We start from the raw sequence: 16,482 nt of genomic DNA on the forward strand, positions 1-16,482 counted from the left end.
CCTTGAAGAACACCGCAAAACCTTCGGTTAAACCCACCCACCCCACTGCAACAAAAAGATCCCGACGTTGGTAGTGACCGCCGCCATCAGCGTGGTAATCACGATGATCGCCGCCGCCAGTTCATGATTGCCATTGGCCGCTCGTGCCATGACGAAACTGGCCGCGGCGGTCGGACTGCCGAAGTACAGAAACAGAATCCCCAATTCCGCCCCGCGAAAACCCCAGAGCCAGGCACCGAGTGTCGCCAGCACCGGCAGGCCGATCATCTTCACCAGGCTGGAACTCAGCGCCATCGTGCCGCTTTTGCGCATCGCCGCCAGCGACAACGTGCCACCGATGCAGATCAACGCCAACGGCAAGGTGGTTTGTGCCAGGTACTGCCCGGATTTTTCCAGCCACCCCGGCAAACCGATTTCGAAATACGCAAATGGCGCCGCCGCAAACACGCTGATGATCAACGGGTTGACCATCACGCTCTTGCAGATGCTCCACGGATCAGACTTGATCACCGGGCTGTAGACCGCGAGCACGATGGTCGAGAGCGTGTTGTAGAACAGGATCACCAACCCCGCGAGGATTGCCCCGAGGGAAATCCCGTAATCGCCGTACATGCTCGCCGCCAGTGCCAGACCGATAACGCCGTTGTTGCCGCGAAACGCGCCTTGGGTATAAATCCCCCGATCTTCGCGCGGGCATTTCCAGATCGCCCAGCCCCAGGCAATCGCAAAGCACGCCAGTGTGGCAATCGAGAAATAGATCAGCAGTGCCGGTTGCAGCGCGGCATGCAGGTCGGCATGCAAGATGCCCAGAAACAGCAACGCCGGCATGGAGACATTGAACACCAGGGCCGACGCGGTATGGATGAAGTTGTCATTGATCCAGTCGATGCGCTTGAGCAACACCCCCAGAAACAGCATGGCAAACACCGGTGCGGTGATGTTCAGGGTTTCGAGGAAGATAGCCAGCATGCCGGGAGGAACCTTGGGTGGGCGTCGTTAGGGGGCTAATGATAAGCCACCAAGTCCCCTGCCGTCTGGTAGATCGCCATCGCGGGCAAGCCCGCTCCCACAGTGATCTTCGGTGTTCACACAATTTGTGCAACAAAGAAGCCCCTGTGGGAGCGGGCTTGCCCGCGATGAACGATAACGCGGTCTTACGTGATCGGCGCCGGGTTGAACAAGGTGATGTCGTTATGCAGCTTATGCTGCTGCGCCCACGTCTGTTTCTTGCCGCTGGCCACGTCCAGGTAGTAGTGGAACAACTCCCAGCCAAGCTCTTCAATCGAAGCTCGCCCGGTGGCAATCCGCCCGGCATCGATATCGATCAAATCCGGCCAGCGCTGCGCCAGTTCTGTGCGGGTCGACACCTTCACCACCGGCGCCATCGCCAACCCATAAGGCGTACCCCGCCCGGTGGTGAACACATGCAGGTTCATCCCCGCCGCCAACTGCAACGTTCCGCAGACAAAATCACTGGCCGGGGTCGCGCAGAAAATCAGCCCTTTACGCTTGAAGCGCTCGCCAGGGCCAAGCACTCCATTGATCGCACTGCTGCCGGATTTGACGATCGAGCCCAGGGACTTCTCGACAATGTTCGACAACCCGCCCTTCTTGTTCCCCGGTGTGGTGTTGGCACTGCGATCCGCTTCGCCCTTGGCCAGGTAACGGTCGTACCAGTCCATTTCCCGCACCAGTTCCTGAGCCACTTCCTCGGTTTCGGCGCGGGACGTCAGCAGGTAAATCGCATCGCGCACTTCGGTGACTTCGGAAAACATCACCGTCGCCCCCGCCCGCAACAACAGATCTGAGGCATAGCCGAGTGCCGGGTTGGCAGTGATGCCAGAGAACGCATCGCTGCCACCGCACTGCATGCCGAGGATCAGCTCGGACGCCGGCACGGTTTCCCGACGACGCAGATCGAGCTTCTTCAAACGAGTCTCGGCCAGCGCCATGATCTGCTCGATCATCTCGGTGAAACCATGACTGGAATCCTGCAAGCGGTACAACCACGGCTCGCTGAGATCGACCGAACTGTCGTTCTCGTGCATCACCTGCCCGGCCTGCAATTTCTCGCAGCCCAGGCTGATCACCAGCGCTTCACCCCCCAAATTCGGGTTGCGCGCCAAGTTGCGCACGGTGCGGATCGGGATGTACGCGTCGGTGGCGGTGATCGCCACGCCGCAGCCGTAACTGTGGGTCAGCGCCACCACGTCATCGACGTTCGGGTACTTGGGCAGCAACTCGTCCTTGATGCGTTTCACCGCATGATCGAGCACCCCGGTGACGCACTGCACGGTGGTGGTGATGCCCAGAATGTTGCGCGTGCCGACAGTGCCGTCGGCGTTGCGATAGCCTTCGAAGGTGAAGCCTTCCAGCGGTGCCTGCGAGGCCGGCACTTCAGTGGACAGCGGCAGGCTGTCCAGCGGTGGCGCGGTCGGCATGCGCAGTTGATCTTCCTTGACCCAACTGCCGCGAGGAATCGGCTGCAACGCATACCCAATGGTCTGGCCGTAACGAATCACCTGGCCGCCCTCGGGAATGTCCTCGAGCGTGACCTTGTGGCTCTGCGGCACAAAATCCACGGTGACCAGGCCATCGGGAAATTCAGTGCCGGCCGGCACGCCCTGATCGTTGACCACGATCACCACATTGTCCCGCTCATGGAGGCGGATGTAGCGCGGCGAGTCGGAATGTTCAATCAACTGCATGACGCCGCTCCTCAGGAATGCGCTTCAGATAACTTATTGTTGGTTTCAGGACCGCTGACAGGTGGCTCCTTGAGCACCACACGTTTGATCGGGCCAACGATCACCAGATAGCTGAAGACGGCTACCAGCGCGTTGCAACCAACGAACACCAGCGCCCATTTGAACGAGCCGGTGGAGCTGATGATGTAACCGATAACGATCGGCGTGGTGATCGACGCGATGTTGCCGAAGGTGTTGAACAGGCCACCGCTGAGACCGGCGATCTGTTTCGGCGAGGTGTCAGACACCACCGCCCAGCCCAATGCACCGACGCCTTTGCCGAAGAACGCCAAGGCCATGAAGCCGACGACCATCCATTCAACATCTACATAGTTGCAGGCCACGATGCTACTGGAAACCAGCAGGCCGGCGATGATCGGCGCCTTGCGGGCGAAGGTCAGCGAGTGGCCCTTGCGCAGCAGGTAATCGGAAATCACCCCGCCAAGCACACCACCGATAAACCCGCAGATCGCCGGCAGCGAGGCAATGAAGCCGGCCTTGAGGATGGTCATGCCGCGCTCCTGCACCAGGTACACCGGGAACCAAGTGAGGAAGAAGTAAGTGATGCCGTTGATGCAGTACTGGCCCAGGTATACGCCGAGCATCATGCGGTTGGTCAGCAGTTGGCGGATGTAATCCCACTTCGGACCGTCGCCCTTTTTGCCTTTGCCTTTGTCCTGGTCCATGTCGACCATGCCGCCGTTGTCGGCGATGTGCTTGAACTCGGCGTCGTTGATCATCGGGTGTTGGCGCGGGCTGTAGATCACCTTCAGCCAGATCCCCGAGAAGACGATGCCGATCACGCCCATGACGATGAACACATGCTGCCAACCGAAGCTGTAGACGATCCAGCCCATCAGCGGCGCGAACAACACGGTGGCAAAGTATTGCGCCGAGTTGAAGATCGCCGACGCTGTCCCGCGTTCTGCGGTCGGGAACCAGGCCGCCACGATGCGTGCGTTGCCGGGGAAGGATGGCGCTTCGGCCAGGCCCACCAAAAAACGCAGCATGAACAGCGCAACCACCGCAGTGGATATGCCGAACTCTCCGACATAGCCCTGCAGCAAGGTGAATAGCGACCAGGTGAAAATGCTCAGCGCGTAGATTTTTTTCGAACCGAAACGGTCCAGCAGCCAGCCACCGGGAATTTGCCCGGCTACGTAGGCCCAACCGAATGCGGAGAAGATGTAACCGAGGGTGACGGCGTCGATGCCGAGGTCTTTTTGCAGGCTGGAGCCGGCGATTGCGATGGTGGCCCGGTCGGCGTAGTTGATCGTGGTCACCAGAAACAGCATGAGCAGGATCAAATAGCGGACGTGAGTCGGCTTGGTCGATTGCATTGTAGATGTACTCCCACTGATTATTTTTATGCGCGGGTGAAGCTGTTTTTGCCCGGTGTAGGAGCTGCCGAAGGCTGCGATCTTTTGATCTTTAGCGCCTTCAAACGCGCCGAAAATCAAGATCGAAAGATCGCAGCCTGCGGCAGCTCCTACGTCGGTTTGCGGTATCGGCACCACCGGGGTGGCACCCGATACCGCGGTGTTTCCTGTCAGGAGCCGATGTAGCTGGTCTTCACGACCGTGTAAAACTCTTGCGCATAGCGACCTTGCTCACGTGATCCATAGGATGAACCTTTACGCCCACCGAACGGAACGTGGTAATCCACGCCGGCGGTCGGCAGGTTGACCATCACCATCCCGGCCTGGGAGTGGCGTTTGAAGTGGTTGGCGTACTTCAGCGACGTGGTAGCGATGCCCGCCGACAGTCCGAACTCGGTGTCGTTGGCCATGGCCAGCGCTGCCTCGTAATCGGCGACGCGAACGATGTTGGCCACCGGGCCGAAGATCTCTTCGCGGCTGATGCGCATCGCCGCTGTGCTGTCGGCAAATAGCGTCGGGGCGAGGAAGTAACCTTCGGTCTCACACGTCACCAGACCACCGCCGCTGACCAGACGTGCACCTTCGGACTGGCCGATGTCGATGTACTTCATGTCTTGTTCAAGCTGAGCCTGCGAGACGACCGGACCGATATCAGTGCCGGTTTTCAGCGCGTGACCGACCTTGATCGACTTCATGCGCTCGGCCATGGCTTCGACAAATTTGTCGTGAATCCCGGCGGTGACAATGAAGCGGCTCGACGCGGTGCAACGCTGGCCGGTGGAATAGAACGCGCTCTGTACCGACAGCTCGACCGCTTGCTTGAGGTCGGCGTCATCCAGAATGATCTGCGGGTTCTTGCCGCCCATTTCCAGCTGAACCTTGGCCTGACGCAATACGCAGCTGACAGCGATCTGACGACCCACGCCCACGGAACCGGTGAAGCTGATGCCGTCGACTTTCGGGCTCTGCACCAGCGCATCGCCAACCACGCGACCGCTGCCCATCACCAGGTTGAACACACCGGCCGGGAAGCCTGCGCGGGAGATGATTTCCGCCAGCGCCCAGGCACAGCCCGGCACCAGATCAGCAGGCTTCAACACAACGCAGTTGCCGTAAGCCAGAGCCGGGGCGATTTTCCACGCCGGGATCGCGATCGGGAAGTTCCACGGGGTGATCAAGCCGACCACACCGAGCGCTTCGCGAGTGACTTCGACGTTGACGCCCGGACGCACCGACGGCAGATAGTCGCCGGACAGGCGCAGGCATTCACCGGCGAAGAACTTGAAGATATTGCCGGCACGAGTTACTTCGCCGATGGCTTCGGGCAGGGTCTTGCCCTCTTCCCGGGCCAGCAAAGTGCCGAGTTCTTCGCGACGGGCGAGAATCTCGCTGCCGACTTTATCCAGTGAATCGTGGCGAGCCTGAATGCCCGAAGTGGACCAGGCCGGGAACGCGGCGCGAGCGGCGTCGATGGCGGCGTGGACCTGAGCCAGATCAGCCTTGGCGTAATCGCCGAGGGTATCGGTCAACTCGGACGGGTTGATGTTGGCGCAGTAATCACTGCCCGCCACCCATTCGCCGTTGATGTAGTTATCGAAACGCTTTGAATCAGCCACGGGCTGCCCCTTTTAAAAGAAGTCCTCACGCAAAAAGCCGCTGATTGCTCAGCGGCCCTGGTTTTATCGAGTGTTATTGCGCACCTTGCTTGTCGATCAGCGCGGCGAGCATTTCGTACTCTTCGCCCGTCAGATCGGTCAGCGGCGCACGCACAGGGCCCGCGTCGAAGCCTGCGATTTTCGCCCCGGCCTTGACGATGCTCACGGCGTAACCGGCCTTGCGGTTACGGATGTCCAGGTACGGCAGGAAGAAGTCGTCGATGATCTTGCCAACGGTAGCGTGATCTTCGCGAGCAATGGCGAGGTAGAAATCCATCGCGGTTTTCGGGATGAAGTTGAACACCGCCGAGGAGTAAACCGGCACGCCCAGTGCCTTGTAGGCCGCGGCATAAACTTCGGCGGTCGGCAAACCACCCAGGTAGCTGAAGCGATCACCGAGGCGGCGACGGATCGACACCATCAACTCGATATCGCCCAGGCCATCCTTGTAACCGATCAGGTTCGGGCAGCGCTCGGCCAGACGTTCCAGCAGCGGAGCGGTCAGGCGGCAGACATTACGGTTGTAAACCACCACGCCGATTTTTACCGATTTGCAGACCGCTTCAACGTGGTCGGCAACACCGTCCTGGCTGGCTTCGGTCAGGTAGTGCGGCAGCAACAACAGGCCTTTGGCGCCTAGGCGCTCGGCTTCCTGAGCGTATTCGATGGCTTGACGAGTCGAACCGCCGACACCGGCCAGGATCGGCACGCTGGTTTCGCAAGTGTCGACGGCAGTCTTGATGATTTCCGAATATTCGCTGGCCGCCAGAGAGAAAAACTCACCGGTGCCGCCCGCGGCGAACAATGCCGAGGCGCCGTATGGGGCCAGCCATTCGAGACGTTTGATATAGCCCGCGCGATGGAAATCGCCCTGAACATTGAAGTCGGTGACCGGGAACGACAGCAGGCCGGAAGAGAGGATGGACTTCAGTTCTTGTGGATTCATTATTCGAACACCCTGGTAGCAACGTTGTGTGAGAAAACCATTCAGCCTTTGCCGAAGTTGTAGGTCATCGTACAACTTAAAATACAACCGTCAACTGCATTTCATCGCGAGCCGTAAAACTTGCGTAGGAAAAAGTAATTCCTTGACGTAGGAAAGTTCTCATCTATGATTCATACAACTGTATATACATACAGTTAGTTTGAATTCTACCTACGACATATCAAGGAGCTAGAAATGTCAGGTCTACACGCAAAACCGAAGGAAAACCTGAAGCAGATCATTGCCGATCTGGATGATCTTTTTACCGAGCACGGCATCGCTGTTTCTGGTGATGGCGACACGCTTAAACTCACGGCCGGTAGCCATCATGGCCTCAACCATCAGCGCCAGGGCCTACTGCCGACGCCACCGAAAAATGCGCTGAAAGGCGCGCCCCAGTTGAGGTTTGAGGGGGCAGAACATACCGCGATCGGCGACAGCACCCTGCTGCGTTTCGTCAAGGATGCACCTGCCATCCCGGCCTCTCAGGTGGAACTGCACCTGCCCAATGGCCTGGCATTGACCTATGGGCAAGTGATTGCGCTGGGGGGTGATTTTTATGGAATTCCCGACCAACCGATCTGCGAAGGCGCAACAGCCGCGGACCGAATCCAGCGCTTTACCAACGCCTTCAACTCCCTGGCGGTACTGCCGGCCTCAAACGCCGAGGCGAAGTTGATCCTCGGTGTCATGCAGAAGGAAATCGCCGCCATCAATCAAGCGATCAGGGACGGCAAACAGCCTCACGAAGCTTATGACGCTCTCGGTGATACGTTGTCGGAAGAGTGGAACAAGATCACCGGTGGCGGCAGTTTCGTCTCGGCTCTGTTCCCTTTGGGGCGTTATCTGAAGCTGGCCGCCAACAATGCCGACCACTTTGCCGAATGGGCGTTGCTGGCCTACATCGCCGGGCACACGGCAGCGCTGCAACAAGCGGTACTGGCTCACAACAGCGGCGATGAAAAGCAGTTGGAGTTGGCGTATGCGATGAACGCGTTTGCCGATCACTACCTGACCGACCTGTATTCCGCCGGCCACCTGCGAGTACCGCGCAAACAGTTGGCAGCGGTGGTCACGCCCAGTGATCTCGGTTCGTTGATTACCCGTTTCATGCACGATGAAGACAGCAAGTTCGGCCTGAACGTGAGCAACGGCAACGGCGATCGCTGGCACGCCTACGGTGACAAGCGCTACTTCGATACCATCGACAGCGCCAATCGCGCCCAGGTGAATCAAGCGGTTCAGGTGTCTGCGGATGAAGTGTTCGCGGCGTACCTCAGTGGCACGGCTCCATCGGCCGGCAGCTTTGCTGCTTTGAAAAGGCTGCCCGACCTGAAAGCGGTACTGAACCCGGCAGGCAATTTCTCGCCACTGTTCAAAGTCGAGGGCAGCAAGGTGTTGCGGCGCAAGGACGTCAACAACCTCAACGATACCGCCACCGTTGACGACTGGTGGGGCTGGAGCACTTATCTGCTGCTCAAGGACTACCAACCAACCGGCGTGCTGAATTCAGCGGCCAATGCCTGATAAGGAGATCACTGATGACCATCAAATTGAAACTGGAACTGTCTTCGGGCCAGTCGCTGAAAGGCGCGCCGCTGGAGTTGCTGTCCAAAGGCTTGCCGATTGCCCGGGCGGTTGTGGATGAACGCGGGAACATCGCGTTCAACACAAAGCCTGGGGCCGTTGAGCTGGCCGTGAGGGTGGACCGTTCGATTTTGAGGACTGACTGAGGGAGTGGCGAGACGAGGCCCGGCTCTATCGTGAGGGTGCGAGCGCCACGGCCTCTGAAATGATTGGTCAAAATCGCGCTCGGCATGTCATGAATGCGCCACGTACAGTGTGACCGCTGCCATGAATGGATCATGGCAGACTTCGCACGGAGAGCGATCATCATGACTTTTTCTATCCCGGTTCTTCCCCGGTTCTCGCCTCACGAGTCCGACAAAGCAATCGTAAAACTGTCGAACGTGGGTGATTTCTTGAAAGTCCGCGTCCCGGATCCGAACGATATTCCGCCAAATTGGGATGTCTATCCAATCCTTGGGGCGGATACGGAAGCCCCAGATTGGGAGGGCCTCGCACAGCCTACCGGCGCTTGGGATGATGCCAGCGACGATATGGTAAAACTGACGGGGATTGAACTGCGAATCCCCAAAGCAGAGCTGGAGAAATACCAGAACACAGCAATCGAATTGCGCTACAAATTCGCGGATGAGTCGAGTCTGGAGCCGTGTTCGGAGCCTCTGAAACTGTATATCGAAGCCTGACCCTGTTCGCGCCTGACCTTTACCGGTCAGGCGTTTTTTTGTGCTGAAGGTTTTCATGTCCTGATACCGTTCGTCGAAACTGTTATTTCTAACAGTAGCCCGCTCACTGCTTCCTTAGCCTAAATGGTTCAGGAGTTAACGAACCGGCTCCGTCAGCGCCGCATGCAAAATCGAGTTTTTTAAACGGTTCGATTCATTGTTAAAGGGATTTTGATCATGACTGCACAACAGAAAGTCTTACCTGCCCCCGTACTTAAAGAAGCCATCGAAGGCGTGCTTTATGTTCATAACCTGATAGACCCGGCACACGCCGTCATTGCCCCTTACCCAAACGCGAGACCAGGGGATGAAGTCGAATTAACCGTTGAGACCTCTACTGGTAACGAACGGCATATCGGCTCTTACTGACCCCCGAAATGGTGGGAAAACCCATTGTCTTCACTATTCCAAAAAAAATCTTTGCCGAAGGTTTGGTCCCAGGCGCTATGGCCAAACTGCACTATCGCACCAGTGACGATGCCGGAAATGTAGTGGTCTCTCCGGTTCTGCAAGTCCGTCTCGAACTATAGGCAGTGTTAAGTAACACGGTTCAACGTTGCGCCTGCGCCTCTTCATGAGCATGGCGCAACCGCTCGCGGCTATTCGTCAGATGCAACCGCATCGCCGCCCGCGCCGCATCGGAATCCTGGCGTGCAATTGCGTCATAAATCTCTTCGTGCTCGCGGCTCAGTCGACTCATGTAGTGCTGCTGGTCGTCATGGGCCAGGCGCGCGGAGTTCAGGCGCGTGCGCGGAATGATGCTGGTGCCCAGATGGGTCATGATGTCGGTGAAATAGCGGTTGCCGGTGGCCAAGGCAATTTGCAGGTGGAACTGGAAGTCCGAAGCCACCGCATCGCTGGCGTGGGAGGCGCTTTCATTCAGCGTGTCCAGCGCCGCTCGCATCAACGCCAACTGCTCAGGGCTGCGACGTTGCGCGGCAAGGCCGGCGGATTCCACTTCCAGGCTGATGCGCAATTCCAGAATCGCCAATACGTCGCGCAAGGTCACCACGGTGGCCGGGTCGATACGGAAACCGCTCGGGCTAGGGGTATCGAGCACGAAGGTGCCGATGCCGTGACGGGTTTCAACTTGCCCGGCGGCCTGCAAACGGGAAATCGCTTCGCGCACCACGGTGCGGCTGACGCCATGGGCATCCATGATCGCCGACTCGGTGGGCAACTTGTCGCCACGTTTGAGATGACCGTCGCGGATCTGCTCGGACAGCACCGTCACCAGTTCCTGAGCGAGACTGCGGCGCTTGCGAGGGAGGCGAGGTGCGTCGATCGGGTTTTCCATGGTGAACGTCTTTTCTCGAAAATTACGGCTGAAACCGCATCATAGCTCAACGCGGTTGTACGATCACCACCGCCTCTGTAGGAGCGAGGCTTGCCCGCGAAGAACGATAACGCGGTCCTCAATCGGAAACCGCGTGAAGGCTTTCGCGGGCAAGCCTCGCTCCTACAGGAGTGCGGTGTCAGGCGGTCACGGTCTGGTCCACCAAGTGGCCATTCTCGATGCGCACATGCCGTGGGTGGAAACGCTTCAGGCTGCTGCGATGGCCAACGCTGACGATGCTCAAGCCCGGCAACTCATCGATCAACGCCTGATACAGCGACGCTTCATCCTCTTCGTCCATCGCCGAAGTGGCTTCGTCCATGTACAGCCATTGCGGTGCATAAAGCAGCGCACGGGCGAAGGCCAGACGCTGCTGCTCACCCGGCGAGAGCATGCGCTGCCAGTGATTGGCTTCATCCAGACGCGAAACCAGGTGCGGCAAACGGCAGGTTTCCAGCACATGGACATAGCGCTCGTGCGGGTAGGTGTCGCCCGGCTGTGGATAACTCAAGGCTTCGCGCAGGCTGCCAATCGGCAGATAGGGCTTTTGCGGCAGGAACAAATAACGTGCCGTCGGCAGGCGAATGCTGCCGTGGCCGGCCGGCCATAGGTGCCCCATTGCACGCAGCAACGTCGATTTGCCGCTGCCGGAACGACCGCTGAGCATGACGCGTTCGCCCTCCTCCACGGTCATGTCGGCGTTGGTCAGCAGATGACGACCGTCAGCGAGATCAAGGCCAAGGTTATGCACCTTCAACGCCGTGCCCTGATTCTGCACGTCGATGGCCGGTGCGCGATTTTCGTTGTCGCTCATGGCCTGACGAAAACTCAGCAGACGATCGCAGGTGGCGCGCCATTCGGCGAGGTCCTGGTACGCCGTGATGAACCAGCTGAAGTTATCCTGGACGTTAGCGAACGCCGAGTTGATTTGCATCAGCTCACCCAGCTCGATCTTGCCGGTGAAGTAACGCGGCGCGGCAACCATGAACGGAAAGATGACTGCAATCTGCTCATAACCGGAAGTAAAGAAGGTCAGGCGCTTGGACACTTTCATGATGTCCCAGAAGTTGTGCCAGACCAGCCCGAAGCGACTGTTCAAGCGGCGATTCTCATTCGGCTCGCCGTTGTATAGCGCAATGCTTTCAGCATTTTCGCGAACCCGCACCATGGAGAAACGCAGGTCGGCTTCGAAGCGTTGCTGGTTGTTGTTGAGACCGATCAGGCGACGGCCAATCAAATGCGTCAGCCAACTGGCGACGGCGGCATAAACCAGCGCGCACCAGAACATGTAGCCGGGGATCGTGAAGCCAAACACTTCGATGCTGCCCGACACGCCCCACAAAATGATCGAGAACGACACCAGGCTAACGATGTTACGGATCAAACCCAGGCCCAGGCCCAAGGTATTGGTGGTGAACTTGTTGAGGTCTTCGGAAATCCGCTGGTCCGGGTTGTCGGTGTAACCGCCCTGCTCCAGCTGGTAGTAATTTTTGTTGGCGAGCCAACGGGTGAAGTGCTTCTCGGTAAGCCACGCCCGCCAGCGAATGGTCAGCATCTGAGTCAGATAAAGCCGATACACCGCGCCGAGAATCGCCACGGCGGCGATGCCGCAGAAATACAGGATCAACTGCCAGAACGCCGCTTCGTCTTTCTTCTGCAGGGCGTTGTAGAAATCCTTGTACCAGCTGTTGATCCACACCGAAATCGCCACGCTGAACAATGACAGCGCGATCACGGCGATCAGCAACGTCCAGGCCTTGCCCTTCTCTTCACTGCGCCAGTAAGGCGTGGTCATCGCCCAGACTTTGCGAAAAAACTGCCCGCGCACAGCATCGTTGACCGCGGAATACTCAGCGTTCTGATTCATGGATAAGGCTCGATAAAGAAAAGAACACACACGAGCCGATCATAGATGATCGGTTCGTGTTATCGCGAGGGCTGGCGATAATCGTTCAGCGTCCGTTCAGCGACGGACCGGACGCTTCTGCAGTTTGCGCTGCAGCGTGCGGCGGTGCATGCCCAAGGCACGGGCGGTAGCGGAGATGTTGCCTTCGTGCTCGGTCAGTACGCGCTGGATGTGCTCCCACTGGAGACGGTCCACGGACATCGGGTTTTCCGGCACCAGCGTGTCGAGGTCGGCGTGCTCGGAGAGCAACGCGGCCAGCACGTCATCGGCGTCCGCCGGTTTGCACAGATAATTGCAGGCGCCGCGCTTGATCGCCTCGACGGCGGTGGCAATGCTCGAGTAACCGGTGAGGATCACCACGCGCATGTCCGGGTCGAGTTCGAGCAGTTTGGGCAGCAACACCAGGCCCGAGTCGCCGTCCATTTTCAGATCGAGGGCGGCGTAATCCGGGATGTCGGCCTGGGCGATGGTCAGGCCTTCTTCGGCGGAACCTGCTGTGCTGACGCGAAAACCACGGCGGGCCATGGCGCGGGCCATCACGCGGGTGAAGGTTGCGTCATCGTCTACCAGCAGCAAATGCGGCAGTTCTTCGCCTTCGACTTGGATCTCGTCACTCATGTTCGTCTCCTCGGGCGACACGGGGCAGGCGCAGCTCGGTAAGCGTGCCACCTTCCTCATGACTGTAGAGTTTCACTGAGCCGCCGGCGCGTGTCACGCTGGCCTTGCTCAAAAACAGGCCCAGGCCGAAACCTTTGCCCTTGGTGGTAAAAAACGGTTTGCCGATCTGCTCGGCAATGGCCAGTGGCACGCCGGCGCCATGGTCGCGAATGCTGATGGTCAAGTCCTCGGCATTCCAGTCCAGGGTCACTTGCAAGCCTTCGGGACAGGCATCGGCGGCGTTGTTCAGCAAGTTCAGCAGAGCCTGGGTCAGGTCCGGCGGCGGCGCCATGCGCGGCACGGTCCCCTGGCCCAGACGCTGGAAGCGATAACTGGCTTCCGGGCGCATCAGGTGCCAGCGGTTCAGGGCTTCGTCGAGCCAGTCGGTGACGTCCTGCATCTCCACCGCCAAGCGGCGATTGGCTTCCGCCGCCCGAACCAACTGCTGCAAGGTCTCTTTGCAGAGTTTGACCTGATCCTGCAGCACGCTCAAATCGTCCTGCAACAGCGGGTCGGGATGGTCCTGACGCATCTCCTTGAGCAACACGCTCATGGTCGCCAGCGGCGTGCCCAATTCATGGGCGGCGCCGGCAGCCTGGGTCGCGACGGCCAGCAACTGCTGATCGCGCAGGCCTTCTTCGCGACGAATGGCACGCAATTCTTCCTGACGACGCAGCTCTTCGGCCATGCGGGCGGCGAAGAAAGTGATCACCGCTGCCGCCAGGGCGAAACTCAGCCACATACCGTAGATCTGCAGGTTCTCCCGCGCGATCGGGAACGTTTCCAGCGGATAGAACCGCGCCAGCAGCAACGTATAAAGCGCCAGGGCGATACCCGACAGAATCACCGAATAGCGCCACGGCAACGTCACGGCGGCGATGGTCAGCGGCACCAGATAATAAGAGACGAACGGGTTGGTCGAACCGCCGGAGAAGTACAGCAAGGCACTGTGGATAAACAGGTCGCAGGCCAGTTGCAGTGCATATTCAAGCTCGGTGACTGGCCAGGAGGTACGCAGGCGTACGGCGGTGAACACGCAGAGCAGGATCGAGCAACCGAGGGTCATTGCCAGTTGCACCCACGGCAACGGCAGCAGGTCGAACCAGTAGGCCAGACCTACGGAACCGGCCTGAGCGGCCAGCACCAACGTGCGGATGAACGTGAGCCGCCAGAGGTTCTGGCGAGTGGCGGAAGTGATTTGAACGGGGGCGAGCATGAGCTCTCCTGATGAGCGCTCCAGGCGGATCGCACGGAGTATAACCAAGCACAGGGGCTGGCAGGCAAAAGTGCGGCAAACGGCCACATGGAGCCAATGAGAAAATCAAATAGATCTCTGTGCCAAACGCAAAAGAACGGCGCTCTCTCCAGGAAGCGCCGCTCTGTCGCGCCGTCACTCAGTGCGTGCTGAACTGACCTGAATAAATGCAGAATTGGCTACCGCTCATGTTGCTCCCTCCAGCGTTTGCCTACTGCATCGTCCCAGGCGGCGGACTCAGAGCCATACCGTTCAGAGACCGGCTTGTCCTTCCAATAAACGACATATGATTCGTCGGTTCCGAACCATGTGAATAAAACGTTGTAACCACCTGCTTTAGCATTGTCTTTTTCAGCTTCAGTAGCCATTACCTGATTTCCTTATGGTTATTTACAGACAAGTCGAGCCCTTGTGACGACTTGTTTGCATGCTTCAACAGGTTGAAAACATTTTCTACTGTCAGAACTAACAGGTACCGTCACTTAACCGACAGACGGCGCGGAGCAGTCACCTGTATAGAAGTTGTAACTGAGCGAACCGGATCATAAAAGCTAGAGTCTGATGGTTCACGCAGCCCGACCCAACACCTGCGTCTCATTCAAGGAGCCTTCATGCATACATTTCGCCGCAGCGCCGCCCTCCTCGCCCTGACCGTCGGCAGCGTCGCCAGCCTTCCGGCGCTGGCCGCCGATGAGCTGCACTACAACCAGATCTCCCTGCGCGCCGAAGTCAGCCAGGAAGTGGCCCGCGACCTGATGATCGTGACCCTCTACACCGAAGAACAAAACACCGACCCGGCCAAACTCGCCGCCGACGTCAGCACCACCATGAACAAAGCACTGGCCCAGGCTAAAGAAGTCAAAGACATCACCCTGCGCCAGGGCAGCCGCAACAGCTACCCGATCTACGACACCAAAGGCCAGAAAATCACCGGCTGGCGTGAACGCGCCGAACTGCGCCTGGAAAGCTCGGACTTCGCCGCCCTCTCCAAACTCACCGGCGAACTGCTCACTGACCTGAAAATGGGCGGCATGGACTTCGCCATCGCCACCCCCACCCGCAAGGCCAGCGAAGACGCCCTACTCAAAGAAGCCGTGACCGCCTTCAAGTCCCGCGCCCAACTGGCCACCGACGCCCTGGGCGGCAAGAGCTACAAAATCGTCAACCTGAACCTCAACAGCAACGGTTATCCACAACCGTACATGCGTGGGCCGATGATGATGAAAGCGGCGGGCATGGATTCGGCGCCGGTGACGCCAGAGGTTGAAGCAGGGACCAGCCAGGTCAGCATGACGGCGGATGGGGCGATTGAAGTGTTGATGCAGTGATTGGGTAAGGGTTGAACGAAAACCGGCGATCAATAAGTGATCGCCGGTTTTTTTTGCCCTGAAGAAATGGAGTCTGTCCGTCAGGCCTTTTGATTGATCTGCCGTCAATCGCGGGCAAGCCCGCTCCCACAGGATTTGTGCTGATTTGAAATTGGCGCATGACTTTGTGGGAGCGGGCTTGCTCGCGAAAGCGGTGTGTCAGTCACGGTGATGTTGGATGTACCGCCGTCTTCGCGAGCAAGCCCGCTCCCACATTGTTTGCGGTGTGTCTATGTCGGATCGACGTTATCCAGCGCTCGGTTCACCGCCAGCTCCGCCAGCATGATGGTCTGCTGAATCGCCAACGCCGTATGACGCTGCGGGCCGATAAGATTGTTGGCGAAATCGGTGGCTAGGACACTCGCTGAGGCCAACGATTCGTAGGCGTGGACCAGCAGGCTTTCGGTGCCGGCACCCGGGGCGATTATGAACATGATGCTGGGGCGGCGCGGTTTTTCTGTGTATTGCGTGGGGGGATCGAGGTAGTAGTCGAGGGCGCGTTTTATGGCTTCGCGGTCTTTGAGTAATTCTTCGGTGCGCGAGGCTTCGGCGTTTGGGTTGGTTTTGTTGAAGTTCGAATCGGAATCATCGTTGTCCATTTGCAGCTCCTGATCACAATTGGAGCCATCACTTGCCATTATGGTCGTGAGGGCTTTCGCCCTACTCATTTCAGGTTTCCACACCTGATCGCTGATTTCGCAGCGACAGCCAAAGGTTAGAGAGGCGACTTCCGACGCACAACCTGAAAAACATGTGGGAAGGTTCTGATGTTTTTACCGATCGATAAACATCATTGTCTGTAAGGCCGCCATCGCGAGCAGGCTCGCTTGTATGTTTAGACTTGAAGGGGTGGGCGTGACTAAAGGCTCGATTCCGACTCTCGCCA

At 58.5% G+C, this 16,482-nt stretch carries 16 protein-coding genes; 5 read left to right on the forward strand and 11 right to left on the reverse strand.

Annotated features, from left to right (window positions below; all coding sequences use genetic code 11):
- Positions 1–27 precede the first annotated feature (27 nt).
- From NHU87_RS25045 to kdgD, 5 genes are all read right to left on the reverse strand, one after another.
- On the reverse strand, positions 28–969 hold the full coding sequence (locus NHU87_RS25045; RefSeq protein ID WP_253553292.1) for an AEC family transporter: 942 nt from the start codon (positions 967–969) through the stop codon (positions 28–30).
- A gap of 185 nt (positions 970–1,154) precedes the next feature.
- Positions 1,155–2,708: a galactarate dehydratase gene (garD, locus tag NHU87_RS25050; RefSeq protein WP_253553296.1), complete on the reverse strand. Its 1,554-nt coding sequence runs from the start codon at positions 2,706–2,708 to the stop codon at positions 1,155–1,157.
- An 11-nt stretch (positions 2,709–2,719) separates the two neighbouring features.
- Positions 2,720–4,087, reverse strand: coding sequence for an MFS transporter (locus NHU87_RS25055; protein ID WP_253553299.1), 1,368 nt, complete (start codon positions 4,085–4,087; stop codon positions 2,720–2,722).
- Between the two features lie 209 nt (positions 4,088–4,296).
- Positions 4,297–5,742 (reverse strand): aldehyde dehydrogenase family protein, encoded by a 1,446-nt coding sequence (locus NHU87_RS25060; RefSeq protein ID WP_253553302.1) that lies wholly within the window; start codon positions 5,740–5,742, stop codon positions 4,297–4,299.
- A 73-nt stretch (positions 5,743–5,815) separates the two neighbouring features.
- Complete coding sequence (kdgD, locus tag NHU87_RS25065; RefSeq protein WP_253553305.1) at positions 5,816–6,727, reverse strand: 5-dehydro-4-deoxyglucarate dehydratase; 912 nt, start codon at positions 6,725–6,727, stop codon at positions 5,816–5,818.
- Positions 6,728–6,961: 234 nt separating this feature from the next.
- Between kdgD and NHU87_RS25070 the strand changes: the two genes are divergently transcribed.
- The 4 genes from NHU87_RS25070 to NHU87_RS25085 all read left to right on the forward strand — a co-directional run bounded on the left by NHU87_RS25070 (position 6,962) and on the right by NHU87_RS25085 (position 9,444).
- Positions 6,962–8,293, forward strand: a complete 1,332-nt coding sequence (locus NHU87_RS25070; protein ID WP_253553307.1) for a phospholipase — start codon at positions 6,962–6,964, stop codon at positions 8,291–8,293.
- Between the two features lie 14 nt (positions 8,294–8,307).
- Positions 8,308–8,499: a hypothetical protein gene (locus NHU87_RS25075; protein ID WP_253553309.1), complete on the forward strand. Its 192-nt coding sequence runs from the start codon at positions 8,308–8,310 to the stop codon at positions 8,497–8,499.
- A gap of 132 nt (positions 8,500–8,631) precedes the next feature.
- Positions 8,632–9,036 carry a hypothetical protein gene (locus tag NHU87_RS25080; protein ID WP_253553311.1) on the forward strand — a complete coding sequence of 135 codons (405 nt, stop codon included), beginning with the start codon at positions 8,632–8,634 and terminating at the stop codon, positions 9,034–9,036.
- 216 nt (positions 9,037–9,252) lie between these two features.
- Positions 9,253–9,444, forward strand: coding sequence for a hypothetical protein (locus NHU87_RS25085; protein WP_253553313.1), 192 nt, complete (start codon positions 9,253–9,255; stop codon positions 9,442–9,444).
- 181 nt (positions 9,445–9,625) lie between these two features.
- On the opposite strand, the gene NHU87_RS25090 is transcribed toward NHU87_RS25085, so the two are convergent.
- The 5 genes from NHU87_RS25090 to NHU87_RS25110 all read right to left on the reverse strand — a co-directional run bounded on the left by NHU87_RS25090 (position 9,626) and on the right by NHU87_RS25110 (position 14,597).
- A complete protein-coding gene (locus NHU87_RS25090) occupies positions 9,626–10,372 on the reverse strand; it encodes a FadR/GntR family transcriptional regulator (RefSeq protein WP_253553315.1) in 747 nt (248 codons plus the stop codon).
- 178 nt (positions 10,373–10,550) lie between these two features.
- Positions 10,551–12,278 carry an ABC transporter ATP-binding protein/permease gene (locus NHU87_RS25095; protein ID WP_253553318.1) on the reverse strand — a complete coding sequence of 576 codons (1,728 nt, stop codon included), beginning with the start codon at positions 12,276–12,278 and terminating at the stop codon, positions 10,551–10,553.
- A gap of 96 nt (positions 12,279–12,374) precedes the next feature.
- Positions 12,375–12,935, reverse strand: a complete 561-nt coding sequence (locus NHU87_RS25100; RefSeq protein WP_017336511.1) for a response regulator transcription factor — start codon at positions 12,933–12,935, stop codon at positions 12,375–12,377.
- Entirely contained in the window at positions 12,928–14,190 is a 1,263-nt protein-coding gene (locus NHU87_RS25105; protein WP_030128039.1) for an ATP-binding protein, read from the reverse strand. Before NHU87_RS25105 ends, NHU87_RS25100 begins: the two co-directional genes overlap by 8 nt.
- A gap of 218 nt (positions 14,191–14,408) precedes the next feature.
- On the reverse strand, positions 14,409–14,597 hold the full coding sequence (locus NHU87_RS25110; protein ID WP_253553321.1) for a hypothetical protein: 189 nt from the start codon (positions 14,595–14,597) through the stop codon (positions 14,409–14,411).
- 243 nt (positions 14,598–14,840) lie between these two features.
- Between NHU87_RS25110 and NHU87_RS25115 the strand changes: the two genes are divergently transcribed.
- Positions 14,841–15,557 carry an SIMPL domain-containing protein gene (locus NHU87_RS25115; protein WP_253553323.1) on the forward strand — a complete coding sequence of 239 codons (717 nt, stop codon included), beginning with the start codon at positions 14,841–14,843 and terminating at the stop codon, positions 15,555–15,557.
- A gap of 269 nt (positions 15,558–15,826) precedes the next feature.
- Here the strand turns inward: NHU87_RS25115 and NHU87_RS25120 are convergent, their stop codons facing one another.
- Positions 15,827–16,195: a DUF6124 family protein gene (locus tag NHU87_RS25120; RefSeq protein ID WP_253553326.1), complete on the reverse strand. Its 369-nt coding sequence runs from the start codon at positions 16,193–16,195 to the stop codon at positions 15,827–15,829.
- Positions 16,196–16,482: the final 287 nt, after the last annotated feature.

This window comes from Pseudomonas mandelii, assembly GCF_024138395.1.
GTDB classification, from domain to species: Bacteria; Pseudomonadota; Gammaproteobacteria; order Pseudomonadales; family Pseudomonadaceae; genus Aquipseudomonas; species Aquipseudomonas mandelii_E.